Genomic DNA, 26,058 nt, shown 5'->3' with positions numbered 1-26,058 from the left:
GTTTTTTTGCGTAATGATGATACGAAATGTAAACTTTTAACTTTTATAGAAAAATACTTGTAAAAATTAGAGAAATATGATATAATAGTGGAAGAGATTTGTTTGTATATGTAAATATCTTACTATAAACATTTCAAAAGCTGATGCAATGGGGGATGAATATGGAAAATAGTCCCAAACAGAGACCTTTGATAGGAATTGTTATAAATGAACCTGATATGGATTTTTACAGCAAGGCACTGTATCATATTCAGAAGGAGCTTTTTGCACATAATGCCGATGCGGCTATATTCAACACCCTGCTGACCCAGACCGATCAGACAGATGTTGAAAACTCGGTGTTCTCACTTATAGAGCCCGATCTGCTTGATGGAATGCTGGTGTTCGGCTATACGATAAATAATGAAAAAGCGGCGGCTGAGATACGCCGTATCATAGATCACAGCAATATTCCCGCAGTATATATCGAATCAGAAGCTGAAGGAATTGACAGCGTTATGTTCGATAATGACGAATGTGCAGATAAAATAGTAAGGCATCTTACCGAGTGGCATCATGTCAGTGATGTCTGCTTTGTCAGCGGTCCTAAGGACAGTGTATTTCATGAACGAGTGCTTCAGAGCTTCAGGAAAGCCTTTGTCGAGCAGGGAGTAGATCTGACTGAGGACAGGATATTCTACGGCCCTGACTGGGCCGGTGACTACAGCGGGATAGCAGATGATATCATCAGCCGCGGCATACCCGAAGCCGTAGTGTGCTGCAGTGATTTCACGGCGGCGGGACTTGTGGGTGCGCTGAGTGAGAAAGGCATTGAGATACCCGAAGAAGTCATAGTGACGGGTTACAGCATGAATGAACCTTTTTCGGCGGAATATATGAATATAACCTCTATTGAGCGCCGTCCTGAAACTATGGCGGTGGAAGCTGTGCGAAAACTGTTCGCAAGGATAACAGGGGAGGAGTGTGTCCCGACTGAGAAAAAACCATGCTGTGTTTTTCGCAAGGGCGTTACCTGCGGCTGTGAAAAGATAAATTATGTCGAACTTTCGAGATCGGCTATGGATAATATGGTCTCTAACAGGCGTACAGGTTTTGATTCGTACTATAATGATATGTCTGAGACTCTGATAAACGCCGACAGCTTTGGTGAATATCTGTGGAGGATAGACTGGTTTACCAAGTATCTGGGGGATTTTGAGGGCTTCTGGCTGTGTATAAACGACGGTATACTTCACGTTCCCGGAGATAAGCTGACGGATTTTTCGGAAACTGTTTCGATAGCTTACAGCAGACAGAACGGCAATGGCGCAGTTCCCGGCGGAGCGGCATTCAACAGGCATGAGCTTCTCCCTGCTATATTCAAGGAGAGAGACAAGCCCTCTGCATTTATATTCAACTGCCTGCATTTCAGACACGTAAATTACGGCTATACTGTGCTTTCCTACGGCGATTCGGGAGCATTTTTCGATAAGCACTACGTTATGTGGCTGAGGTATGCAGCTATCGCCATGGAAAAGCAGAGAAGGAATATTCTTTACAACGACAGTGTTGCCGATGATCAGATAAGAGATCCTCTGACAGGTCTGCTGAACGTTAAGGGATATAAAAAGGTCATGACCCAGAGGTGCGGAAGCTTTGACCGTCCTGATAAGCTTATGAGGATAATCTCCGTGGACGTTGAGAATCTCAGGGGCATAAATTCGGCTTACGGTTACAGCGAGGGCGACAGAGTTCTGCAGAGGCTGGCTATGATACTCAACAACAGCGCCGGCGAGGACGATATCTGTGTCAGAGTCAGCGGCGATGAATTCTTCATATGCGGACTTCTGGACGCTGATATGCCTGTGGACGATGTTCCTGTGGATCTGGAGAGAACTCTGGAAGCTTTTAACACTGTTTCAACAATGGACTTTGGTGTGCATTTTTATACATCAAGGGTAACGGCACCTGTTACTTCGGCTGAGATACTGGATAGTCTGCCATATGAGGCTAACTATCAGCGCACGATGGCGAAGGATAACCATAACAAGAAGCGCATGAACATTGCGGACGGAAAGGGACGTCAGCCTGTTGAGGGCTATGACGAGGAAGAGAGGAAGCTGGTCGCAAAGATACTCAATGACGATCTGCTGACTTATCATTTCCAGCCGATAGTAAGCGCAAAAACAGGGGAGATAGTGGCTTACGAAGCTCTTATGAGATATGAGGGCGGTGTGAAGATATCTCCGATTACTATTCTTAATCATGCGGCGGCTATGGGCAGACTTGACGATGTTGAACGTCATACTATGTACAACCTGTTCAGATTCCTGCATGAGCATAAGAAGGAAATGAGCGATAAACAGCTCTATATAAACAGCATACCTTCATGTACGCTTCCTGAAAAGGATTTTGAAGAACTCTGCACTACCTACAGCGATATAGTATCAAAGATAGTAATAGAATTCACTGAGGAGACCGAAGCCAGCAGAGAACAGCTTGAGATCGTTCTTGACAGGCGCAGACGCTACGGATTCGGAATAGCGATAGACGACTACGGCACGGGATATTCCAACATAAGCAATTTGCTGACTTTCATGCCGAACTGCATAAAGATCGACAGAAGCCTTATAATGAATATCCACGAGGATAAACGCAGACAGCATTTTGTTAAGAATATTATCGACTATGCGCGGGATAATCATTTCAAAGTGCTGGCTGAGGGCGTAGAGAAGATCGAAGAACTCAGGATGCTGACGAACATGGGCATAGACCTGATACAGGGCTATTTCACAGCACGTCCCGCCCCTGAACCCATAAAGTCTATACGTTCGGATATAAAGGAACAGATAAGAGAGTGCAACCGCGTCAACGAAAATTTCAGAGCCAAAAAGACATACTTTGCCGCCGCTGAAGATGAGCTCTCACTTACATCATTGGATTTCGATGATTACACCGAGGTCTTTGTATCGGAGGGAGACTGCGTGCTGAAAGGCACGGAGGGGTACTATTCACGCCTGGGTATAAAGATAAAGGACGGCCTGGATTGCCGACTGAAGCTTGATAACGTTAATCTTTCAGGTGAAAACAACGAAGCCTGCGTAGTAGTGGGCAAGGGCAGCAAACTGACGCTGGAGATAGCAGGTACAGTTGAACTCAGCGGCCCGATAAACGTTCCTGCGGGGGCGTGGATTGACGTAGTAGGCGGCGGTACACTTATAATGAGATCGGGAACAACACAAAGTTACGGCATAGGTTCTGATCCGCTGAGCGAATTCGGCATTATAGGCGTACACCTCGGCGGTAAGCTGGATATCACGATAGACGGCGAGTGCTGCATAGGTCTGGGCGGAGGTCTGGCTTCTGCTAACAGCAGGATAGATCTGGGTTCAGCTAATGTCAATATCAGACTGGCAGGCAAGCATCTTCTTTGTATCGGCAGTATAGAATCAGACGTACCTGTGACGGTGGAGAACAGTGAGCTGATGATGAGTACCCACTGTGTTACAGGCATAGGTATAGGCAGCACAAAGGGCAGGCTTACGGCTGTTATCAAAAACAGTGAGGTAACATACGATGCGTCGGGTGACAATATATCGTGTATAAACTCGACAGGTGGACAGCACAGCCTCGCTAAGCTGCGGGATACCAACATGGTTATCCGTATGCGCGGCAAACATCTGATGGGTGTGGGCTCGGCGCAGGGCATACTATCGGTCGATGCAGAAAATTGCAGTTTCGATATATATGGTGAGGGCTCTCATGCAATAGGTATCGGCGGTTTGAGCTCGGAAGCCAGGGTAAACCTGAAAAAGTGCGCGGGAGAGATAAGGTTCGCCTCCAGCAACGGAACTGTCATAAGCGGTGCCGAGGGTATGGTTACTCTTGAGGACTGCAACATACAAACGGGCTTAAATATTTGAAAAATTTAGTATATCAGCGGCAGGCAGTTTCGTCTGCTGCTGATTTTTTGCCTGAAAATCGTTTGAATTTAGGAAACGTTTGCGTAACTGTACGACTGTACGGACAGCGAATCAGTTTCATACTTTCGTGGAACGAAAACGGATGGAAAGATAAGGAAATATAATTGTGAAGAACAGATGACATATGGTGTGCAGTCGGTAATTTGACTATAAAAATTCAAAATACTATATGTAGTATGAACAAAGATGTGTACATGGATACTGTTAGTGGGTAAATGAACTGGAAAATTGCACAAAGGGTAAAATATAAACTCTTTAAACACCCGAAAACGTTTTAAAAAACCAATGGTCATTTTTTAGAGTACATATATTCGTACACGTGGTGGAATATTTATAAAAGTCTGTAACATTTTATGTAAATTTTGTACACTCATTATTGCGCACGTTGCTATATTTACAGAAATTTACAGTGACTGAGTTACAAAACGGTTACAGAATTAACACTCGGATTTGCATTATGCACAAAAGCGGTAAGTCGTGTTTGTCTATTGCTACATAATTTATTACATCGGGCAGAAAAATTTGAAAAAGCACTTGAAATTTGAGCGAAAATATAGTATATTTCTTTATGGCGGAAACGTTTGAGAATAAAGAAAGGTCGAACGCGTAAACGTTTAACCATCAGAAAGGCGGAAACATCATTGGTATCATTAAAGGATATTTCCGTGCGCTGCGGCGTTTCGGTCGCTACGGTCAGCAAGGCGCTGAACGGACATAAGGACGTCAGTGAGGCGACGAGGGAAAGGCTGCTGAAAGCTGCTAAGGAGATGGGATATTTCCCGAACTCCCAGGCGCGGGCGCTGAAAACGAACAGGACACTGAATCTGGGTGTTATGTTCTCGGATGAAGCGGGAAGCGGTCTTACACACGAATTCTTTGCAAAGGTGCTCAACAGTTTCAAGACAGAGGCTGAATCGGCAGGATATGACATCACATTCATCAACAAAAATGTGGGACGTCAGAAAATGTCAACCTATGAGCATTGCAAGTACCGTAATGTTGACGGCGTGGTGATTGCCTGTACCGATTTCACTACTCAGGATGTGTACGAGGTCATAAACGGTGATATACCTGTTGTGACCATAGATCACATATTTGACTGCCGCACGGCGATAATGTCAAATAATGAGAAGGGTATCGAGGAGCTTGTAAATTATGTGGCAGATATGGGTCACAGACGCATAGCTTACATACAGGGTAATAAATCAGCCGTTGCGGACAGAAGACTTGCGGGCTTCTGCAAAGCTTGTATGAATAAGGGTATAGAAGTTGATCCTGCGCTGCTGCTTGCGGGGGATTACCACAATCCCGAAAAGACATACGAGATGACCAAGGAGCTTATTGCGATGAGCGACAGACCTACCTGTATATTTATGCCGGACGATTATTCGTCAATGGGCGGGTTCAATGCCATCAAGGATTCAGGACTGTCGGTGCCGGAAGATATCTCGGTAGTAGGATATGACGGGATCGCATATTCGCAGCTGCTCACACCGAAACTTACAACGTATCTTCAGGATACGGCTTCGATCGGTTCGGAGGCTGCAAAACAGCTGATATCGCTGATCGAAAATCCACAGACCACTTTTACGGAGGTCATAACAGTTGACGGACACCTGATCGAGGGTTCGTCGGTTAAAAAATTAGTTTAAGGCATTAATCGCGGCGCAATGCTGCGAAACAATAATATGATAATGCAAAATAAGGAGGAAATTTATCATGGCAAATCTCAAGAAGTTAATGGCCGGTGCTATGGCACTCTGCATGGCAGGCGCAATGTTCGCATCCTGTGGTCCTGACAAAAAGGGCGGCAAGGAAAAGCAGGAGAAGGGTTCTGACAATTCTGCTAACACAATCAGAATCTACACTTGGAACGACGAGTTCAAGAGCAGACTGAGAAATTACTATCCTGAGTACGACAAGGATAAGTCAGGTTTCAGTGTTGATGCTGACGGCACCGAGAAGGTTGGCGAGCACGAGTACCTGAAGGATGGCAAGGAGATCGTTTGGGTTACAACTCCTTCTGCTGATAACGCATATCAGAACAAGCTGGATACTGATCTCGAGGGTCAGGCTAAGAGTAGCGAGAAGATCGATATGTTCCTGGTAGAGGCTGACTACGCTCTGAAGTATGTAAACGGACCTTATGCAATGCCTATCAGCGATCTGGGTATCACTGATGCAGATCTGGCTGATCAGTATCAGTACACCAAGGATATCGTTACAAGCTCTGACGGCGTTCTGAAGGGTGTTTCCTGGCAGGCAACTCCCGGTCTGTTCGCTTTCAGAAGAGATATAGCTAAGGACGTTCTGGGTACAGATGATCCTGCTGAAGTTCAGGCAGCTATTTCTGACTGGGATAAGTTCAACGCAGTAGCAGCTCAGATGAAGGAAAAAGGTTACTTCATGCTGTCCGGTTATGATGATTCTTACAGAACCTTCTCTAACAACGTTAGCCAGCCTTGGGTTGACGGTGACAAGAATATCGTTATAGATGACAACCTGATGAAGTGGGTTGACCAGACTAAGGAGTACACAGACAAGGGCTACAACAATGGTACTTCTCTGTGGGCAGATCAGTGGAGTGCTGACCAGTCTGCTGACGGTAAGGTATTCGGCTTCTTCTATTCTACATGGGGCATCAACTTCACACTGGCAGGCAATGCTAAGAGCAATGATCTGTACTACGTTTGCCCAGGTCCTCAGGCTTACTACTGGGGTGGTACTTGGATCTGTGCAGCTGAAGGCACCGACAACAAGGAAACTGTTGCTGACATCATGAAGAGCCTGACCTGCAACAAGGATATCATGCTCCAGATCACAAAGGATACTCAGGACTACACCAACAACAAGGCAGGCATGGAAGAGCTCGCTGCTGACTTCAGCTCTGAATTCCTCGGCGGTCAGAACCACATCGCTATGTTCGTTGATGCAGCTCCCAAGATAGATGCTTCCAAGATCGGTCCTTACGATCAGGGTCTGAACGAGGCATTCCAGGCTGCATTCAAGGATTACTTCACCGGCACTGTATCAAAGGATGAAGCTCTTGCTAACTTCTATACAAAGGCTAAGGAGAAGTATCCTGATCTGAATACTCCTGCATAATCAGGGAGAACTAAGATCTAAATAGTCAAAAATCAAACAGCTGAAACGGGGACGGTAAAACCCGCCCCCGTTTTTCGGTTTATATTAAGATTTCAGTAAAATAAAAAAGCAGTTTTAGAGGGTGCATTTAATGAAACATAAGTCAATCAGCTATGCAAAATGGGGCTACATCTTTGTTATCCCTTTTTTTGCTGTGTTTATTGTTTTTAACCTTTTCCCCCTGCTGTCGACATTCAAGAATTCTTTGTATGAGTACTATAAATCCAACGGTGTAACTTTTGGACCGAACTGGATTGGACTTCAGAATTATACTAAACTGTTTTCGACAGAGGTGAACGTTGGAAAGTATTTCATGAATACTTTCATTATCTGGCTCATGGGCTTTATCCCCCAGATATTCTTCTCTCTCCTGTTCGCTTCATGGTTCACTGACCTGAGAATGAAGCTCAAGACAGGTGCATACAAGATCATATTCTATCTGCCTAACGTTATCATGGCAGCTGCAATGGGTATGCTTTTCTTCACAATGTTTGACCAGAGCGGTCCTATGACTATGATGCTCAAGCCTTTCACAGGCGGCGTAGCTTATAAGTTCTTTGAGAATGTTTGGTCACAGAGAACTATCATCGCACTTATCAACTTCATGATGTGGTACGGTAATACTACTATCATGCTGATGGCTGCGATCAACGGTGTAGACCCTTCACTGTATGAGTCTGCACAGATCGATGGTGCTAACCCGTCACAGACTTTCTGGAATATCACTATTCCTCTTATCAGACCTATCCTTGTTTATGTGCTTATCACATCACTCATCGGTGGTCTCCAGATGTACGACGTTCCTCAGATCATCACCAGAAACGGTGACGCTGTAAACAGAACATCTATGACTATGATCATGTATCTCCAGTATCAGATGAACATAGGTAAAAACTACGGCTATGCCGGTGCAATATCTGTTGTATTGTTTATTGTCGCAGCAGCTCTCTCTATGTTGGTATTCTACATCAATTCTGATAAGGATGAGAGAAAACGTAAGAAGGGAGTGAAGTAACAATGGCAGCACCTATCGATGCAGTAGGACAGATGAGTAACTCTAGGGCACTGCTCATCAGAAGAGTAATTTCATACGTTGTATTGACAATATTTGCTATAATTTCACTGTTCCCGTTCTTCATTCTTATTATCAACATGACTCGTGAATCAGCAGATATTCAGCAGGGATTTTCTCCTCTGCCAGGTACATATTTAATTAAGAACTTCAAGGCTGTAATGAACAAACCTGACTGGGCTATGCTCGCAGCACTGAGAAATTCGTTTATCATATCCGCAAGCTGTGCATTCTTATCTTCATATTTTTCAGCACTCACAGCTTATGCGATCCATGTATATGATTTCAGACTCAAGAAGTTCCTGTTCACATTTATACTTATGATAATGATGGTACCTACACAGGTATCAGCACTTGGTTTTGTTCAGATGATGAATGACTGGGAGCTCACCAATAACTTCATTCCTCTGATCATTCCTTCAATCGCTGCTCCTGCTACTTTCTTCTTTATGAAGCAATACATGGACAGCGCACTGCCCCTTGAAATAGTTGAGGCAGCTCGTATAGACGGTTGTGGTGAGTTCAGAACATTCAACTCACTGGTAACTCCTATTCTGAAGCCTGCATTCGCAGTTCAGGGTATATTCATATTCGTATCCAGCTGGAACAACTTCTTTATTCCTGCTCTGATACTCGATAGGCCAGATCTGAGAACTCTGCCTCTGGTTATCAACCTCATCAGATCGGCTGACTATACCAAGTTTGATATGGGTGCGGTTTACATGGCAGTTGGTATTTCTATCATACCTGTTGCGATCGTATACCTCGTACTTTCCAAGTTCATTATCCGTGGTATCGCACTCGGTGCCGTTAAGGGTTAATGGTACAATAAGCTTATTAGTTGCTTATCATATTAATTTCGGGAGACCGCTGTACTGCTTTTGGCAGTACGGCGGTTTTTCGATTATTATCATGTACTGTATGAAATATTATAAATATATAAACTAATCATTGATTTTTTATTAGAGATGTGGTATGATTAATAATAGAAAAGTTTGATCGATATGAGCGAAGGCTGACGATAATTTTTTTGATATAGAGTATACTATTATAATAGGAGGTCATCATGGACGAGCTTATTATGACTATCAATGTTACCACATATGAAGGATACTGCGTCAAGGGTGGAAAAATGAAAGTGTATATGGTGCCTTTTACTGCCGAAGCTGAAGGTAAATATTTTAAAGGTGCTACTGAATTCAGAAGTTATGACACTCAGCGTGAAAACGAAAATGAGTTCTTCCTTTCCGCGAGGTATATCCTCAGAGGAAAGGACTTTAGCGGCAGAAAGTGCAGCATATTTATTGAAAACAACAGCACTGAGGAAGGGATCATTCCCACGATCGTTACCGATAGTCCCGAACTTGCCTTCCTGGAATCAGCCGACTTGTATTCTCAGCTGGAGACAGACAGTAACAAAGTAACAGTTCGTATTTACGCTAAAAAGTAGTTCTTTTGTACACTGTATATCAGATAAATTACCTTCTTCTATCTTTACATTTACACAGAAATATGCTATAATATAAGCACATTAAACAAAAATCAACGCTGAAATGAGGGCTGTATTATGAAAATAACATTCATTGGTGCAAATCACGAGGTCACAGGCAGCTGTACCTATGTTGAAGTCGGGGAGAAAAAGTTTCTGGTTGACTTTGGTATGGAGCAGGGCACTGACCTGTATGAAAATGCTAAGGTACCATGCTCGCCCTCGGCTGTTGACTTTGTACTGCTGACCCATGCTCATATAGACCATTCGGGACTTCTTCCGCTGTTATATGCAGGCGGTTTCTCGGGGGATATACACGCGACAAAGGCTACCTGCAATCTCTGCTCGATAATGCTCCGTGATTCGGCGCATATACAGGAATTTGAAGCTGAGTGGCGCAGTCGTAAGGGCAGACGTAAAGGTCAGGATGATGTTGAACCGCTGTATACTCTGGCAGATGCTGAGGGCGCTATATCAAAGTTGGTACCTCACCCTTACGGTGAGATCATAGAGCTCTGCGAGGGCGTAAAGGTAAGGTTCACCGATGCGGGACATCTGTTGGGTTCTGCAAGTATCGAGATGTGGCTGACAGAGGGTGATGAGACACGTAAGATAGTATTCTCGGGCGATATCGGAAACCTTAACCAGCCGCTTATCCGCGATCCCCAGTATATCGACGGTGCTGATTATGCGGTCATGGAATCAACCTACGGCAACCGCAGGCATGAGAAAGTCACAAACTATGTTGAGTCCCTTGCTGAAATGATACAGCGAACATTCGACCGCGGAGGAAATGTGGTGATACCCTCTTTCGCTGTTGGCAGAACTCAGGAACTGCTGTACTTCATCAGGCAGATAAAGGAAAAGGGAATGGTGAAAAATCACGCTAATTTCCCTGTGTATGTGGATTCGCCCCTTGCAATAGAAGCTACAAGGGTCTTCATGGAAAATAAGGAGAACTGCTTTGACGCAGAAGCGTTGGAATATGTTGAAAAAGGCATAAATCCCATCACTTTCCCTGACCTTAACATCGCGGTTACAAGTGATGAATCTAGAATGATAAACTTCGATAAAACACCGAAGATAATCATATCCGCCAGCGGTATGTGCGAGGCGGGACGTATAAAGCATCACCTGAAACACAATCTGTGGCATAAGGAATCTCTGGTGCTTTTCGTGGGATATCAGGCAAACAATACTCTTGGCAGAAGTCTTGTGGAGGGCGCAAAGACAGTTAAGCTTTTCGGTGAAGAGATAAATGTTGCAGCAGAGATAAGGGTGCTGCCGGGTATCAGCGGCCATGCGGATATCGACGGACTGGATAAATGGATAGATTCCATGGAGCGCCCGAAAACCGTGTTTATAAACCACGGCGAAGACGCTGTGATGGAGGAATACAAGCGTCATCTGGAAGAAAAGGGCTATAATGCCCAGACTCCTTTCAGCGGTGCGGAGTGCGACCTTATCACTGGTGTATTCACTCAGGCTGAACCCATAAAGGTAGTCAGAAAAACTGTACCAAGTACGGGTTATCAGCGTCTGTGTGCATCGCTGGACAGACTTTCCGCACTGGTGGCTGCAAGCAAGGGTCTCAACAACAAAGACCTTGCAAAGCTTACGGATTGCATAAACAACCTGTGTGCCAAGTGGGAAGACTGATATATTATAATAGTATATGTCAATGATGTGCATTAAGTCTGACAATCGTATGCATCAGACCATAGCGCTTGCACAGTAACATTTTTCTGGTAAAAGAGTAGTATAACAGGAGGACTATCATGGATTTCAGACTTACAGTTAAGCAGAAGATAAGCAATGTTGAATTCGGTGAGGCGGATATCGTAAAGGCGGCCGGTGCAGAGGGAAAGTTCGAGGCGCAGGCACTGCCTTTCGCAAAAACAGCTTCCAACGGATTTATCCGCAGCTGGGCTGAGGGCGTTGGCGTTACCCTTGCGACTCAAAAGGACTGGGTAAAGAACATCAAGTCGGGTGCTATGGAAAAGGTCGTTACCGTCCGTGACGGCGGCAAGCCCCTGACCTATGTTTTCGTACTTGAAACTGTATGATCGTCACTGTTAAAAGAACAAATAAAAGTGCATTAATTTTTCTCGAAATTCATATAAAATTAATAAATAAAACGTTTAAGTTGTTGCAATTATTTCAAAAGTGTGTTATAATTAACTTGGAAAATATATTATGGGCATATCGGCGGGGTTCGATCACATTGTGCTGTATGTCCCGATCATATCAGGAGGAATGATAAAGATGGCAAAGAAAGCTGAGAAGACCATATCAAAGGAAGAGCTGAAAAAGCAGTTCATCGAGATACTGCATAACGATTTTCAGACTATTCCCGATGAAGCGACCGACAAGCAGGTATATGAAGCACTTTCAAAGATAGTTGTCGGCATACTGAAGACCAAGAGAAGACACTTCACAATGGCTACACAGTCTGCGGGCAAGAAGAAGGTATACTATCTTTCAATGGAGTTCCTGATGGGACGTTCGCTGAAAACTTCTCTTTACAATCTTGAAATGAACAATCAGGCAAAAGAGATGCTCAAAGATCTGGGTATCTCCATAAACGGTATATACGAGCAGGAGCCCGATGCAGGTCTTGGCAACGGCGGTCTTGGCAGACTTGCTGCCTGCTATCTGGACGCACTGGCTGCTGACGGCTACCACGCAACAGGTTATTCTATATGCTATGAGTACGGTATCTTCAAGCAGAAGCTGGAAGACGGCTGGCAGACCGAGCTGCCCGATAACTGGCTGCCCGGCGGTTCTGTATGGCTGGTGCCCTCGCCTACAAAGGCTATCGAGGTGCGCTTTGATGGCGAGCTGAAGGAGTACTGGGACAATCAGTACCACTGCGTAACTCACGAGAACTATACTTCCGTTATGGCTGTGCCTTACGACCTGTATGTATCCGGCTACGGCAGCAAGGCTGTATCCAAGCTTAGACTTTGGAAGGCTGAAATGGCTTCATTTGATATGCCTTTCTTCAACAAGGGCGACTATGCTAAGGCACTTAGCAAGAATATCATGTCACAGGCTATTACAAAGGTACTTTACCCCAACGACAACCATGCAGAGGGCAAGAGCCTGAGACTGCGTCAGCAGTACTTCCTGTGTGCGGCTTCCATCGGTGATATCGTACACCAGCATATGTCTGTATACGGCACGCTGGATAATCTGCATGAAAAGGTAGCTATACACATCAACGATACTCACCCCACACTTGCTATCCCGGAACTGATGAGGATACTCCTTGATGACTGCGGTTACAGCTGGGATAAGTCGTGGCATATCGTGCAGAATACCTTTGCATACACAAACCACACAGTTATGCCCGAAGCACTGGAGAAGTGGGACTGCAATCTGCTGAAGAGCGTTTGCCCCAGAATATTCTCCATCATCATCGAGATAAACGAGAGATACTGCCGCGACCTGTGGGAGAGATACCGCGATGAAGGCAAGTGCAGCCATATGTCAATAGTTGAGAACAACAAGGTAAAGATGGCTACACTCTGCGTACACGCATCACACAGTGTTAACGGCGTTGCAAAGATACACTCCGAGATAATCAAGAGAGAGACTTTCAAGGACGAGTATCTTGATACTCCTACAAAGTTCAAGAACGTTACAAACGGTATCGCTTACAGAAGATGGCTGTACCAGTCTAACGAGGGTCTGACCGAACTGCTGAGAGAGAAGATCGGTGACGGATTCCTTAAAAATGCGGCTGAACTCAGCAAGCTGGCTGTATTCAAGAACGATGAAAAAGTTCTGAACAGGCTGGCAGAGATAAAGAAAGAAAACAAGGAGAAATTCGCGAAATACGTTAAGAGCCAGTATGGTGTTATTCTGAACACGGAGTCTATATTCGATGTACAGGTGAAGAGACTCCACGAATACAAGCGTCAGCAGCTGAATGCGCTTAACATCATCGCTCAGTACAACTATCTCAAAGCTAATCCCAATGCTGATTTCGTGCCCAAGACCTACATCTTTGCGGCTAAGGCAGCACCCGGATACTACATGGCTAAGCAGATAATCAAGCTGATATGGAATATTTCACAGGAGCTGAAGAAGAACGACAAGCTGAGAGAAAAGCTGAACGTTATCTTCCTTGAAGACTACAACGTATCCCTCTCCGAGATACTGATGCCCGCGGCTGATATCTCCGAGCAGATATCCCTTGCAGGCACTGAGGCGAGCGGTACCGGCAACATGAAGCTGATGATAAACGGTGCCATCACTCTGGGTACCATGGACGGCGCAAATGTTGAGATACACGAGCAGGTAGGCGATGACAACATCATCATATTTGGTATGAACGTTGACGAAGTAAACGCCTGCAAGGCGGGTTACAGACCTATCGAGATCTACAACAAGAATCAGATAGTAAAGCAGGCGATCGATACTATCCAGTACGGTGTGAACGGAGTTCAGTTCCCCGAGATAGCTGATACCCTGAAAAATACCGATACCTATATGGCGCTGAAAGACTTCGACAGCTATCAGCAGGCACAGAAGTTTGCCAGCGAATGCTACGCTGACAAGATGAAGTGGCAGAGAATGAGCCTTGCAAATATCGCAGGCGCAGGCATTTTCTCCGCTGACCGTTCTGTTGAAGAATACGCAAAGGACATCTGGGGACTGACTAAATAATTCATAATTCATAATTCACAATTCATAATTATTGGCAGAGGACGCGGGTTTTGTGTTCTGTCATTTGGATTGCGGATTTATGAGTTTGAAGTTCTAAAAAATAATCGTGCGCTTATCGCAATATCGCGGTAAGCGCACTTTTGTTATATATGGATAGCGCGGCTTAGTGAGCCTTAAACAAACAACCGATAGAACAACAAAGCCATAATGCCTGTCAATAATTATGAATTATGAATTTTGAATTATGAATTAAGAAGCCCTTGCATGAAGCCGTCGGAGGCAGTGGAGCTTACATCGCCGCCGATAAGCAGACCGTCGCTGATCATGAGATGGCAGAATATGCAGTCCTCTTTTTCGTGGTCGGGGTAGTTCAGGACTTTGTAGGTGTAGACCTGCACCTGCATACCCTTGTAGGCAGTGAGGTCGAAGCCCTGCTGTTTCTGGAGATCATTGTAGTTTTTGTAGACGTCGCTCCAATCCTCGGGGATGAGCACGGTCTTGACTTCGTCGAATTTTTCGGGTACTTCCCAGCCCATTTCGTGCAGGAAATGCTGACGCTTTGTTTCGCTGTCAAGCTCGCGGATATTGCTTCGTCCTTTCAGCCCGAAAAACAAAAGCAGTGCCAGAACCGCCGCGGCTATACCAAGTATCACCGTCAGCCAGACTTTTGGTCGTTTGATTTTTACTGTGTGTATAAACATTGTTGTATCCTCCCTGAAATGCATTTGATAAATAATATGCCTTGTGATGTGAAAATAGACTTGCTGTTTTCTGATGAATGGATGATATGAAAGTTTAGTTTTGGAAGAAGATTTCTGAACTCGTGTACAGAGATTTTTGCCAGAAAATGTTAAAATAATTATCAGAAAGCAATTCACGATTAGTATATAAGGTCGGAAATCTGCCGCAATTTGGCAGTGCAATATTGTGCAATGTATCTAAAAATTTATAGAGTGATTAATATGAAATCACGATTTTAAGGTTTTTTATGCGAATTGTTTTGACAATTACAAAATATGTGGTAAAATATATATTAGGTAACACCGACTTTGGTTACGTTTTTCTCAACTATCTGTTTTGCTGACAGATAATTGCGGGATAGATGGGTATGGTTATTTTATTTAATCAAAGTCAATGGGGTGAAGGATTCCGCGCGGGCGGAGATAGATCAATGATACCGCCGTGAAAGCGCATTTATGAAAGGAGTAATAGACTATGTCTAAAATCATTGCAGTTACGTCAGGTAAGGGTGGAACGGGCAAGTCCTCCATCAGTGCTTGTCTGGGGTATGCATTGGCAAAGCAGGGCAACAGAACTCTGATAATAGAGCTGGACTTCGGTCTGAGATGCATGGACATAATGCTCGGTATGCAGGGCAATATCACCTATGATCTGGGCGATGTGCTGGAGGGCACCTGTGATGTATACAAGGCTACAACAACAGTAAAGCTTGCATCGAACCTGAGCGTACTGTGCGCACCTTCCGATCCTTTTGTACAGCTGAAAGCGGAAGATATAGAGAAGATCACACGTGAGATGAGAAAGTATTTTGAATACATCATCATAGATACCTCGGCAGGTATCAACGGTTCGGTATTTGATATAGTTACCAATTCCGACCTGATACTGATAGTAACAACTCCCGACCCTGTATGCGTAAGAGACGCACAGATGATGTCTGACGAGTTCTACAAGAGAGGAAATCAAAAGCAGAGACTTGTGATAAACAAGGCAAGCAAGAGGATATTCGAGTTTGAGGATATGGACGACCTTGACGCGATAATCGACACAGTAGGCGTACAGCTTCTGGGCGTTATCCCCGAAGATTCCGCTATACCGCTGGCTACCGGCAAGGGTGCTCCGCTTTCGTCGAGCTCCATGGGCTTTGTAGCATTCTCGGCGATATCGAGAAGGATAAAGGGCGAGCATATTCCGATACAGATCAAAATGTAAGATCCAACGAACGACAAATTAACTGGGGGGATTCTTTTTGAATATAGCACTTATCGCACATGATACAAAGAAGGAACTTATGGTACAGTTCTGCATAGCGTATTGTGGTATACTGAGCAAGCACAGACTTTGTGCAACAGGCACAACAGGCAAGATAGTTGCTGAGGCAACGGGTCTTTCTATACAGCGCTACATGGGCGGTTCGCAGGGCGGCGATCAGCAGATCGCAGCAAGGATCTCATGTAATGAGATAGATCTTCTGCTGTTTTTCCGCGATCCTATTTCCGCGAAGCCTCATGAGCCCAATGAGATGAATCTGCTGAGACTTTGCGATGTTCACAACATTCCTGTTGCGACCAACATTGCGACTGCGGAAGCACTGATACACTCTCTTGAGAGGGGCGACCTTGACTGGAGAGATATCGTCAATCCGACTACAGCGAACTAGGATAGATAACATTATCGGCAAACACTCCTGTTTGCCGATTTTTTGTGTGAGCAAAGGAGGCGGCATGAAACTTTCCGAACTGCTTAATGAAAGTCCCTGTGACGAAAATATACAGAAGCTGTTGTATGATGGTCTTGACTATGACGGGAGTTCTGCTGACCTAGTAATGGTTCTTGGCAGCAGGAAAGCCTGCGATTATCGTATGCCCGAAGCTGTCCGCCTTTATAAAGTGGGGAAAGCACCGCAGATGCTTCTGAGCGGGGGACAGGTGCAGAAAACTTCTCTCGGTGAGATGGCGGAATGGGATAGCATGAAAAGGGTCGCACTTTCTATGGGGATTCCCGAAAGTGATATACTGATAGAAAGGTGGTCAAAGAACACTGCCGAAAATTTCATGTATTCCGACGAACTGCTGATGGGATATCTTCCCGAGGGTATTACGATAATACTTGTTACCACAGCATACCATATGCGCAGGGCGCTTTGTATGGCACACAAGTTCATGCCGAAGTATGATTTTATTCCCTGTCCCGTGCAAAAGGGGTCTGCCACAAAAGAAAATTGGTACAAAACCGAAAAAGGTCGCCTGACGGTACTTGACGAATGGCGAAAATTAAGTTATTATATAAGGGTAGGTATTTTTGAGGATATCGAGATATGATATCATTATTCATCAAGGAGAAAGCAACGGTATGAGCGATTATATGATACGTGACGTGCGGGAAGATGATGCCGCTGAGCTTTCGCGGATATATTCTTACTATGTTATGAATACCGCGGTCTCGTTTGAATATGAAGCGCCGTCGGAACAGGAATTCGGTGAGCGTATAAAGAAGATCACAGCGAAATATCCTTATCTTGTATGCGAAAAAGACGGAAGGATAGCCGGATATGTCTATGCCGGTGAATACAGTTCCAGGGAAGCTTATTCGTGGACTGTTGCTGCGTCGATATACGTGAAAAATGAACTCCGCAGACATGGCATAGGCACTATGCTTTATGCAGAACTGGAAAAGCGTCTGATGGATATGGGTATAGTCAATCTTCTGGCGGGAACCGCATACTGCGAAAACGAGGACGAATATCTTACACACGGGAGCTATGATTTTCATGCCGCGCGAGGTTTTCATCAGGTCGCACGGCTGGAAACTGTCGGAAAAAAATTCGGCAGATGGTATGATCTTGTGTGGATGCAGAAAAAGATAGGTGAAGGCTGATATCATATAAATTCGGAGGTCAAGTATATGAGAAAAGTATTTATCGAGCCATGGGGAAGTCAGCCGCGACATTGATGCTGACATTTGAAACTCACAGATAAAACGGCTCATAAAATAATGGAGGTAAAATAAAAAATGGCAATGATACAGAGACCCAAGGGCACAGCAGATATGCTGCCCGCACAGGCATATAAATGGCACACTATTGAGAAGCTTGCATCGGAGACTGCCGAGCAGTACGGTTTCAGGGAGATAAGAGTTCCCGCTTTTGAGGAGACAGGACTTTTCCTGCGTTCCGTGGGCGAAACTACCGATGTGGTACAGAAGGAGATGTACACCGTTACCGCTACCGGTGACAGCGAGTTCACACTTCGTCCCGAGGGTACTGCGGGCGTTATGAGAGCGGTTATCGAGAACGGACTTCTCAATGAGGCTTTCCCTCAGAAAGTTTATTATCTTATCAACTGTTTCAGACACGAGAACGTTCAGAAGGGCAGACTGCGTGAGTTCCACCAGTTCGGCTGTGAGATGGTAGGTTCGGCTGACGCTAAGGCAGATGCTGACGTTATCTCAATGGCTAAGAGCTTTATGGACAGGATAGGTCTGAGAGATATAGAGCTGAATATCAACTCCATCGGCTGTCCTACCTGCCGTGCTAAGTATCAGCAGGCGCTGAGAGAGTATTTCGGCGCAAGGAGAGACGAACTCTGCGATACCTGCAAGGAAAGACTTGAAAAGAACCCAATGAGACTTCTGGACTGCAAGTCGCCCATATGCAAGGAGATCGGCAAGAATGCTCCGCTGATAATAGACTATCTCTGCGATGAATGTGCTGACCACTTTGAGAAGCTGAAAAAGTACCTCGGTCTTATGGGCATAGATTTCGTAGTAAATCCTCGCATCGTAAGAGGTCTTGACTACTACACAAGAACTGTATTCGAGTTCATATCCAAAGATATCGGCGCACAGGGCACCGTATGCGGCGGCGGACGTTATGACGGTCTTATTGAGGAACTCAGCGGCAAGGCTGTTCCTGCGCTGGGCTTCGCTATGGGCATCGAGAGACTGATACTGACTATGGAAGCACAGAAATGCGATTTCATGGAGGAGAAGACCTGCGACCTGTATATAGCATCTATGGGTGACGACGCGGCAGACAAGGCTATGGAGCTGGCTATGGAGCTGAGAGATGAGGGATACTTTGTTGAGTACGACCTCATGGGCAGGGGCATAAAGCCTCAGATGAAGTACGCAGGCAAGATCGGTGCGAAATTCGTACTGGTAATAGGTTCAAGTGAGCTGGAAACAGGCTGTGCAAAGCTGAAGAACATGGCAAGCGGCGAACAGGCTGATATCAAGCTGGATGACACCTTTATCGATAATTTCTCCAATGCGCTGATGGCTGAGATGTTCAAGGATATCGACGGCGAGATGGCAGCGCTGCTGGGAAAGGAGTAAGTCCATGGCAGGTAACAGATGCGAACAGTGCGAGAATATCATGGTCAGGGAAATTATAAGTCCGCAGGAATATCTATTCTGCGCTAATTCTCTGGTGGGACTGCTTCTCGCAGGAGATGTTGAGATGACTTTTTCGACCTGCTCTCTGGGCAGGATAGTTGACGATGATATGCACTTTACTATGAACAAATATTTCCACCAGTTCAGATGTACGAAGTGCGGTACGATATACGGAATGCTCTTTAATACAAAAACAGGCGGAGAGATAAGGATAAACGATAAGGTCTTCGATCCGGCAGATTATCCCGATAAGAAGGAAGAGTGAGCAGATGGCTGAAAATTACAGCGTCACTGTTCAGCTGACAAAAAAGAAGCTGAAAAAGCGTCTTAACTGCGATCTTGTGGAGTACAAGCCCTCAATGAACGTGCTGAGTATGGGCAGATTCATGCGAAATCACAAGATGGAGAGCATATACTACGGCAGAGTCAGTGGTGACAATGTGCAGATATTTTACCACAACGCGAAAAAGAAAGACGGCGGTATGACGGGCTTTTTCGGGAAGATAACCGAAAAGGACGATGTCTGTGAGCTTACGGGGAAATTCCGCAAGCCTCTGTATGCCTATATCTCAGCGGTGATACTTATACTGCTTTGCATTGCCTGCGCGATCGGTACTTTTGCTGCGGGTTCGTGGCATGGAGCTCTGGTTTTCCTCGGGATAGGTGCAGGCGGCGGATTTGTAATGCTTTACGATAACTACAAGAAATATCTGAAAAAATATCTTGACGGACTTGCTGAAAAAAAGCGGTGAGTTTCTTGATCGGTATACAGATGATATGATGCTTAGCCGCAGGGGCTGTTCAGGCTTTTGCGGCTATTTTTGGAGACCGTGATATCAGTAATAAAAAATTGCTGTAATACAGCTGCTGAGATGTATAGATGTATAATACTTCAGCACGGTTTAAAGATATGGAATGTTTCCCACTGGAAAATGAAGAAAGGCTGGGTGTGTAATGGGCGAGATAATGCGACTTGACAAGCTGGTGGCTTCCCAGTTTGCTGATGTTTCAAGAGCGGATGTGAAAAAGCTCTGCCTGAAAAAGAAGATATCAGTGAACGGCAAGCTTGTGGCAAGGTCTGATATAAAGGTCAGTACGGACGACGAGATAATCATTGACGGAAAAAAGCTGACATATAAAAAGTATATCTACATAATGCTGAACAAGCCCGCAGGAGTGGTTTGTTCGACCCGGGAGGGTGCCAGCATGACTGTCCTTGACCTTGTGCCCGATGAACTACGCAGGGACGGCCTTTTTCCTGCGGGAAGGCTCGACAAGGATACCGAGGGTTTTGTTCTGATAACCGATGACGGCGAGCTCAGCCACAGAATGCTGTCCCCGAAGACCCATGTCCCGAAAACTTACTTTGTCAGGCTGGAAAAACCGTGGGAGGAGAGCTATAAGGATATCATGGCAGAGGGCATGACGATAGACGGTCTGCGGGAGGGCGACCCCGAAGAGAAGTGTTTGCCGGCGCAATTTTTGGCATCTGACGAAAACGTTTGCGAATGTACCCTTATACTGCATGAAGGCAAGTTTCATCAAGTCAAACGTATGTTTGAAAAAGTGGGCAACAAGGTGGTCTATCTGAAGAGAGTAGCGATAGGTGAAATGCCGTTGGATAGGGGTTTAGAGCTTGGTCAGTGTTTGGAAATTATGCACAAAGATGTTGAAAAATTATTGACGCGGAAATAGGCTTTTTGGAAAAATTTTACAGCGCTTCATGCATTTTCGTTAATATACATAAAGTAACTCACTAAAGTTTAGTTAAAAAAACTCTTGCTACTTAGATTAAAATTTGATATGATATATGTGTACTAATTCGGGTATAAGTGTGACCATGTCCGAGTTTGAGGAAAAAATTCAATAGGGAGGTTCTTTTTAATGGCAAGCGTATCATTAAGAGAAATTTATAAGAAGTATGCCGGCGGCGTTATCGCTGTTTCCGACTTCAACATTGAGATCAAGGATAAGGAATTCATAATCCTGGTTGGCCCTTCCGGCTGCGGTAAGTCTACTACACTGAGAATGATTGCAGGTCTGGAGGAGATCAGTGAAGGTGAGCTGTACATCGGAGACAGACTTGTTAACGACGTAGCTCCTAAGGACAGAGATATCGCAATGGTTTTCCAGAACTATGCTCTGTATCCTCATATGACAGTTTTTGAGAACATGGCATTCGGTCTGAAGCTGAGAAAGGTTCCCAAGGACGAGATCGCGAGAAAGGTTGAAGAAGCTGGTAGAATCCTGGATATCTCTCACCTGCTCGACAGAAAGCCTAAGGCTCTGTCCGGTGGTCAGAGACAGCGTGTGGCTCTGGGTAGAGCTATCGTTCGTAATCCTCAGGTATTCCTGCTCGACGAGCCTCTTTCCAACCTGGATGCTAAGCTGAGAGCTCAGATGAGAACTGAGATCTCCAAGCTGCACAAGAAGCTGGGTACAACATTCATCTACGTAACACACGACCAGACCGAGGCTATGACCATGGGCGACAGAATCGTTGTTATGAAGGACGGTTACATCCAGCAGATCGATACACCTACAAACCTCTACAACAATCCTGTTAACCAGTTCGTTGCTGGCTTCATCGGTTCACCTCAGATGAACTTCATCGATGCAAGACTGCTGAAGAGAGACGGCAAGTATGTTGTTGAGTTCGGTTCCGAGGATACCAAGAATTCCAAGGGCGTTAAGTATGAGGTTGAGGTTCCCGAGTCCAAGGCTGATCCCGAGGCACTTGAGCCCCTGGTAAATCAGGAAGTTGTTCTCGGTGTAAGACCTGAGTGCATCCACGATGAGGAGATGTTCCTCTCTGCTGCTAAGACAGGTATCATCAATGCTACTGTTGAAGTAACAGAAATGATGGGTGCTGAGACTTATCTGTATCTGACTTGCGAGGGTATCAACCTGACTGCAAGAGTATCGCCCAGATCTACTGCTAGACCTCAGGACGAGATCCAGGTAGCTCTTGATCCTAACAGAATCCACATCTTCGATAAGGAGACTGAGAAGGCTATTGTAAACTGATAGCTTATCAATAAGGATATTATCCGCCCTTTCCGTATGGAGAGGGCGGTTTTTGTATATCCTCATATATTTTCGGTCCGGATTTTGTGCAGTGCTACAAATATTCAATATTCACTATAAAAAGGCACAGGCTCATTCGTATATGATACGGAGGAGATAATTATGCGGAAATACAAATTATTGATAGTGGCTTTGATACTGGGGACGGTGTGTATGCTTTGCGGGTGTGCTCCCGACGTATCTATTGATATTGAATGTGATGGGCTCGAAGAGGGCGAAAGCGTGTTCGTGCTGACAAGACCAACCGATGATGAAGAATTGAAAGTACCCGAAGATGCTGATCTTACAGGTTCGGAGATATATACCGCCGATAAGGACGGCTTTGTGCTGGCGGAACAGACGAGTGAACCTTTTTCGGTAAACTTCAGCAACAATGCTCATCCGATCAAATGCTCCTTGGTTTTCAGGACTACGGACTCAAGGATGGATTTCTGCGAAAACCATAAAGTGATGCGTCTGGCGGTGTGCGATGAAAACTGGAAGATAAAAAATATCAGCGATGATATCGAACTTGTCTGTTCGGACAAGCACGCCGTAGTCGTTGAAGGTAAATACAATGCTAAGACGGGAAGTTTTGAAAGAACAGAGCTTATTCGTAGGAGCTACCGAGGCTTGAGCAGCAGATCGTTGTATATTGTGTTGATATTTTGGGAATGGACAACGAATGCTGTGCTTTTCTTTGTGATGCTGGTGTTTATCTTTAAAAAACGTCCCGTAAGTCAGGTCACTGTGGGATTGTGGTTCGGGCTGATGAGTTTGTTCAACGTGCCTGTAATTGTGCTTTATCTTGCAGAATCTCTGGTACCCTATCTTAATATTTATGACGAACCATTCGGTAAATGGAAAATATGTACGGTTCTGTGCCTGAACTCCCTATGGATAGCGGATTGGCTGCTTCTGCTGATATATCATTTCCGCCGTAAGAGGGAAGGTGAATTTCGTGAAAATATTCCGAAGAAATATGCATCCGAAGATGATATGGATTATATTATGACGGAACTGAATCGTTCATACCGCAAATATCATTAATGACATTTTTCGCCGCAGAACACTCTGCGGCGATTTTTTTGCGTGATATACTACCTGTTGGGTCTGGCAGATGACATAAAATGCTAAATGTGCCGAATTTCAAAGAAAAGGGTTAGTCAATATGCTGTAAAAGAGGGGCGAGGATTTGTGCAAATGTGTAATTATTCGTACACATTTTGATAAAATATTGACTTGATAAGCTCGGTTGTGATATAATTTATAGTGATGTATAATTGTTTGCCGCGCCGCTGGTCGGGACGGTCAAGGTAGTTTAGAATATCCAAATCATTTAAATCATTTTTAAAACGGAGGTCTATCCATGGAAAAGCAGATCAATTACGGAAGCTATGCGGGCTATAAGGAAACCGTCGGGAACCTTACTGCCGATCTGCAGGAGCTTCTGAAGCTCAGCGAGGAGATAGCGCTGGTCAATACCGCCGAATCCATCAAGGAAACACTCGAAAAGGCTAAGGACGAGCATTTCGAGGTCGCTATCGTCGGTGAGTTCAAGAGAGGTAAAAGTACGCTGATAAACGCACTTCTCGGTCAGGAAGTACTGCCTGCCGATGTTCTGCCTGCGACTGCTACCCTTAACCGAGTTACTTACAGCACCGAGCCCTATGTTCAGGTCGAATACAAGAACGGCGATTCCGAGCGCGTTGAGATAGACAGGCTGGAGGAGTATGTTACCAAGCTTACCAGCGAATCCGAGCGCAAGGCGGAAACAGTCAAGGAAGCCACTGTATACTACGATACAGAATTCTGCCGCAATAACGTGGATATAATCGACACTCCCGGTCTTAACGATGATGACCAGATGACAAATGTTACCATGTCCATCATACCCAAGATAGATGCGGCTGTATTTGTTATAAGCGCGAATTCTCCCTTCTCACAGTTTGAAAAGGAGTTCCTTGAGAAGAAGATGCTGACCTCCGATGTGGGACGTATCATATTCGTTGTCAACTGCTTCGGTACATTCACTCAGGACGATGAGAACAAGATAGTTGAAACAGTACGTACACGTATAGGCAAGTACGTTATGGAAAAGGCGAAGAAAGTCATGGGCGAGGACAGCCGTGAGTTCGCCGTATATAAGAGAAAGATAGGCACACCGAGAGTTATCGGTGTGTATGCGAAGCGTGCCCTTACCGCAAAGACCAACGGCGATAAGGAACTGCTGGAGCAGTCTAATTTCCCCGAGTTTGAAAAGGCTCTGGAAACTCTGCTGACACAGGAGCGCGGCGTTATCACTCTCCAGATACTTGCAAACAAGATCACCAATTCGGGTACCGAGATACTGCGTTCGATAGTAATGCAGGAGAATGCCCTGATGATGGCTAACGACGAATTTATGGAGAAGTACGATGCTGCCATCAAGGAAATCGATGAGATAAGAAATTTGAAGCGTTCGGAGTTCGTAAAGATCAACGACGCTGCTAATAAGGTGTTCGAGGATCTGCGTCCTGTGCTGGATAATTACTGGAGCAATATCGAGGAAGCAGCTATGGAGGTTATCGACAACTTCCAGATGTCTTCTGACGATTTCAAAAAGGACAGGCTCAAGCTTGTAAGCTCCAAGCTCACCGAGAAGATCAAGGAGAGCATGGAAGCAAGAGCACAGATAATCTGCGAGCAGATACAGAACAGCATCAATCAGGCTGTCAGCGGTGAGACTGAGAGACTGCAGGAATTCGAAGACGAGTTCTTTGAGAGCGTTGCAGCTATCCAGAGAATGTTTGCTGTATCCGACAGAGTATCATCCAACGGCGGTACGCTGGATAAGGTGATAGGTGCGGCTACAGGTGCTTACGGCGTGGGCGGCATATATCTGGGATTCAGAGAATCAGGCGTAAAGGGTGCACTGCTGGGCGGTGCTACAGGTCTGGCAGGATTCTATGCTACATACTATGCAGCTATGTTCTTTGCAGGATTCTTCGGACTGACAGGCGGTCTGCCAATCACTCTGGTGATGATGGCATTCGCAGGTATCGCAGGTACTTTTACATCTAACTTCGCAGTTGATAAGATACTGGTCCAGGAGAGGATAGACAAGTACAAGACCAACTTCAAGGCTAATGTCAAGAAGCAGTTCCACGAGATGATGCTCAATAACGACTTCACCGAGACAGTAAGACGTCAGGTATTCTCCTCATTCGACAGCATCAAGAGCAAGATCGAGGAAGAGACCGAGATCATACTGAGAGATACTCAGGAAACACTGGATAACCTCAACGATCTCAAGGCAGAGAAGTCCGAGGTATCACAGAAGGAGATGGAAAGACTTCACGTTATCGCCGAGACAGCCAGCGAGCTGGTTCAGGACGCTTATGCTGTAAGAAAGGTTCTCAATGATGAGATAAGCATAAACAATCCCCAGTCTGAAAAGTCCGAGAAGACCCAGCAGACCGAAAAGCCTGAAAAGCCCGAGGAGAGCGAAAATACCGAAAAAAAGTGAAGATGAG

Annotated in this window: 21 protein-coding genes; 20 read left to right on the top strand and 1 reads right to left on the bottom strand. The window is 45.2% G+C overall.

The window, feature by feature from the left end:
- Positions 1-161: 161 nt before the first annotated feature.
- The 9 genes from N773_RS0110415 (at position 162) to N773_RS0110375 (ending at position 14,341) form a co-directional block, all read left to right on the top strand.
- Positions 162-3,902, top strand: a complete 3,741-nt coding sequence (locus N773_RS0110415) for an EAL domain-containing protein (protein ID WP_024857735.1) — start codon at positions 162-164, stop codon at positions 3,900-3,902.
- Between the two features lie 701 nt (positions 3,903-4,603).
- Positions 4,604-5,614 (top strand): LacI family DNA-binding transcriptional regulator, encoded by a 1,011-nt coding sequence (locus N773_RS0110410; protein WP_024857734.1) that lies wholly within the window; start codon positions 4,604-4,606, stop codon positions 5,612-5,614.
- A 67-nt stretch (positions 5,615-5,681) separates the two neighbouring features.
- A complete protein-coding gene (locus N773_RS0110405) occupies positions 5,682-7,067 on the top strand; it encodes a carbohydrate ABC transporter substrate-binding protein (RefSeq protein ID WP_024857733.1) in 1,386 nt (461 codons plus the stop codon).
- A 130-nt stretch (positions 7,068-7,197) separates the two neighbouring features.
- Positions 7,198-8,121 (top strand): carbohydrate ABC transporter permease, encoded by a 924-nt coding sequence (locus N773_RS0110400; RefSeq protein WP_024857732.1) that lies wholly within the window; start codon positions 7,198-7,200, stop codon positions 8,119-8,121.
- A 2-nt stretch (positions 8,122-8,123) separates the two neighbouring features.
- Complete coding sequence (locus tag N773_RS0110395) at positions 8,124-8,999, top strand: carbohydrate ABC transporter permease (RefSeq protein ID WP_024857731.1); 876 nt, start codon at positions 8,124-8,126, stop codon at positions 8,997-8,999.
- A gap of 245 nt (positions 9,000-9,244) precedes the next feature.
- Positions 9,245-9,628 (top strand): hypothetical protein, encoded by a 384-nt coding sequence (locus tag N773_RS0110390; RefSeq protein ID WP_024857730.1) that lies wholly within the window; start codon positions 9,245-9,247, stop codon positions 9,626-9,628.
- A 117-nt stretch (positions 9,629-9,745) separates the two neighbouring features.
- Positions 9,746-11,326, top strand: a complete 1,581-nt coding sequence (locus N773_RS0110385) for an MBL fold metallo-hydrolase RNA specificity domain-containing protein (protein WP_024857729.1) — start codon at positions 9,746-9,748, stop codon at positions 11,324-11,326.
- Between the two features lie 119 nt (positions 11,327-11,445).
- Positions 11,446-11,733, top strand: a complete 288-nt coding sequence (locus N773_RS0110380; RefSeq protein ID WP_024857728.1) for a hypothetical protein — start codon at positions 11,446-11,448, stop codon at positions 11,731-11,733.
- Between the two features lie 199 nt (positions 11,734-11,932).
- Positions 11,933-14,341, top strand: coding sequence for a glycogen/starch/alpha-glucan phosphorylase (locus N773_RS0110375; protein WP_024857727.1), 2,409 nt, complete (start codon positions 11,933-11,935; stop codon positions 14,339-14,341).
- Between the two features lie 242 nt (positions 14,342-14,583).
- Here N773_RS0110375 and N773_RS0110370 read toward each other — a convergent pair whose 3' ends face one another.
- Positions 14,584-15,042, bottom strand: a complete 459-nt coding sequence (locus N773_RS0110370; RefSeq protein WP_024857726.1) for a DUF4830 domain-containing protein — start codon at positions 15,040-15,042, stop codon at positions 14,584-14,586.
- 514 nt (positions 15,043-15,556) lie between these two features.
- Between N773_RS0110370 and N773_RS0110365 the strand changes: the two genes are divergently transcribed.
- From N773_RS0110365 to N773_RS0110315, 11 genes are all read left to right on the top strand, one after another.
- On the top strand, positions 15,557-16,294 hold the full coding sequence (locus N773_RS0110365; RefSeq protein ID WP_024857725.1) for a P-loop NTPase: 738 nt from the start codon (positions 15,557-15,559) through the stop codon (positions 16,292-16,294).
- 37 nt (positions 16,295-16,331) lie between these two features.
- Complete coding sequence (gene mgsA / locus N773_RS0110360; RefSeq protein ID WP_013497214.1) at positions 16,332-16,742, top strand: methylglyoxal synthase; 411 nt, start codon at positions 16,332-16,334, stop codon at positions 16,740-16,742.
- A 64-nt stretch (positions 16,743-16,806) separates the two neighbouring features.
- A complete protein-coding gene (locus N773_RS0110355) occupies positions 16,807-17,403 on the top strand; it encodes a YdcF family protein (protein ID WP_024857724.1) in 597 nt (198 codons plus the stop codon).
- A gap of 31 nt (positions 17,404-17,434) precedes the next feature.
- Positions 17,435-17,959 (top strand): GNAT family N-acetyltransferase, encoded by a 525-nt coding sequence (locus tag N773_RS0110350; RefSeq protein ID WP_024857723.1) that lies wholly within the window; start codon positions 17,435-17,437, stop codon positions 17,957-17,959.
- 135 nt (positions 17,960-18,094) lie between these two features.
- The gene (hisS, locus tag N773_RS0110345; RefSeq protein WP_024857722.1) at positions 18,095-19,417 is read left to right on the top strand and encodes a histidine--tRNA ligase; all 1,323 of its coding nucleotides are present in this window, start codon (positions 18,095-18,097) and stop codon (positions 19,415-19,417) included.
- A 4-nt stretch (positions 19,418-19,421) separates the two neighbouring features.
- Positions 19,422-19,742, top strand: a complete 321-nt coding sequence (locus N773_RS0110340; protein WP_024857721.1) for a hypothetical protein — start codon at positions 19,422-19,424, stop codon at positions 19,740-19,742.
- 4 nt (positions 19,743-19,746) lie between these two features.
- Positions 19,747-20,229 carry a hypothetical protein gene (locus N773_RS0110335; RefSeq protein WP_024857720.1) on the top strand — a complete coding sequence of 161 codons (483 nt, stop codon included), beginning with the start codon at positions 19,747-19,749 and terminating at the stop codon, positions 20,227-20,229.
- A gap of 202 nt (positions 20,230-20,431) precedes the next feature.
- The gene (locus N773_RS0110330; protein ID WP_024857719.1) at positions 20,432-21,172 is read left to right on the top strand and encodes a pseudouridine synthase; all 741 of its coding nucleotides are present in this window, start codon (positions 20,432-20,434) and stop codon (positions 21,170-21,172) included.
- A gap of 189 nt (positions 21,173-21,361) precedes the next feature.
- The gene (locus N773_RS0110325; protein ID WP_024857718.1) at positions 21,362-22,504 is read left to right on the top strand and encodes an ABC transporter ATP-binding protein; all 1,143 of its coding nucleotides are present in this window, start codon (positions 21,362-21,364) and stop codon (positions 22,502-22,504) included.
- A 162-nt stretch (positions 22,505-22,666) separates the two neighbouring features.
- The gene (locus N773_RS0110320; RefSeq protein ID WP_024857717.1) at positions 22,667-23,593 is read left to right on the top strand and encodes a hypothetical protein; all 927 of its coding nucleotides are present in this window, start codon (positions 22,667-22,669) and stop codon (positions 23,591-23,593) included.
- A gap of 319 nt (positions 23,594-23,912) precedes the next feature.
- The gene (locus N773_RS0110315) at positions 23,913-26,051 is read left to right on the top strand and encodes a dynamin family protein (protein WP_024857716.1); all 2,139 of its coding nucleotides are present in this window, start codon (positions 23,913-23,915) and stop codon (positions 26,049-26,051) included.
- Positions 26,052-26,058: the final 7 nt, after the last annotated feature.

Source organism: Ruminococcus albus AD2013, from assembly GCF_000526775.1.
In the GTDB taxonomy this organism is placed as follows: domain Bacteria; phylum Bacillota; class Clostridia; order Oscillospirales; family Ruminococcaceae; genus Hominimerdicola; species Hominimerdicola alba_A.
This window is presented reverse-complemented; position numbering and strand designations above follow the sequence as displayed.

What these genes read in the sequence shown, in the direction of transcription:
- N773_RS0110415 (WP_024857735.1), top strand. Translation starts at nt 162, where the DNA reads ATGGAAAATAGTCCCAAACAGAGACCTTTGATAGGAATTGTTATAAAT.
- N773_RS0110405 (WP_024857733.1), top strand. Translation starts at nt 5,682, where the DNA reads ATGGCAAATCTCAAGAAGTTAATGGCCGGTGCTATGGCACTCTGCATG.
- N773_RS0110400 (WP_024857732.1), top strand. Translation starts at nt 7,198, where the DNA reads ATGAAACATAAGTCAATCAGCTATGCAAAATGGGGCTACATCTTTGTT.
- N773_RS0110395 (WP_024857731.1), top strand. Translation starts at nt 8,124, where the DNA reads ATGGCAGCACCTATCGATGCAGTAGGACAGATGAGTAACTCTAGGGCA.
- N773_RS0110390 (WP_024857730.1), top strand. Translation starts at nt 9,245, where the DNA reads ATGGACGAGCTTATTATGACTATCAATGTTACCACATATGAAGGATAC.
- N773_RS0110385 (WP_024857729.1), top strand. Translation starts at nt 9,746, where the DNA reads ATGAAAATAACATTCATTGGTGCAAATCACGAGGTCACAGGCAGCTGT.
- N773_RS0110380 (WP_024857728.1), top strand. Translation starts at nt 11,446, where the DNA reads ATGGATTTCAGACTTACAGTTAAGCAGAAGATAAGCAATGTTGAATTC.
- N773_RS0110375 (WP_024857727.1), top strand. Translation starts at nt 11,933, where the DNA reads ATGGCAAAGAAAGCTGAGAAGACCATATCAAAGGAAGAGCTGAAAAAG.
- N773_RS0110370 (WP_024857726.1), bottom strand. Translation starts at nt 15,042, where the DNA reads ATGTTTATACACACAGTAAAAATCAAACGACCAAAAGTCTGGCTGACG.
- N773_RS0110365 (WP_024857725.1), top strand. Translation starts at nt 15,557, where the DNA reads ATGTCTAAAATCATTGCAGTTACGTCAGGTAAGGGTGGAACGGGCAAG.
- N773_RS0110355 (WP_024857724.1), top strand. Translation starts at nt 16,807, where the DNA reads ATGAAACTTTCCGAACTGCTTAATGAAAGTCCCTGTGACGAAAATATA.
- N773_RS0110350 (WP_024857723.1), top strand. Translation starts at nt 17,435, where the DNA reads ATGAGCGATTATATGATACGTGACGTGCGGGAAGATGATGCCGCTGAG.
- hisS (WP_024857722.1), top strand. Translation starts at nt 18,095, where the DNA reads ATGGCAATGATACAGAGACCCAAGGGCACAGCAGATATGCTGCCCGCA.
- N773_RS0110340 (WP_024857721.1), top strand. Translation starts at nt 19,422, where the DNA reads ATGGCAGGTAACAGATGCGAACAGTGCGAGAATATCATGGTCAGGGAA.
- N773_RS0110335 (WP_024857720.1), top strand. Translation starts at nt 19,747, where the DNA reads ATGGCTGAAAATTACAGCGTCACTGTTCAGCTGACAAAAAAGAAGCTG.
- N773_RS0110330 (WP_024857719.1), top strand. Translation starts at nt 20,432, where the DNA reads ATGGGCGAGATAATGCGACTTGACAAGCTGGTGGCTTCCCAGTTTGCT.
- N773_RS0110325 (WP_024857718.1), top strand. Translation starts at nt 21,362, where the DNA reads ATGGCAAGCGTATCATTAAGAGAAATTTATAAGAAGTATGCCGGCGGC.
- N773_RS0110320 (WP_024857717.1), top strand. Translation starts at nt 22,667, where the DNA reads ATGCGGAAATACAAATTATTGATAGTGGCTTTGATACTGGGGACGGTG.
- N773_RS0110315 (WP_024857716.1), top strand. Translation starts at nt 23,913, where the DNA reads ATGGAAAAGCAGATCAATTACGGAAGCTATGCGGGCTATAAGGAAACC.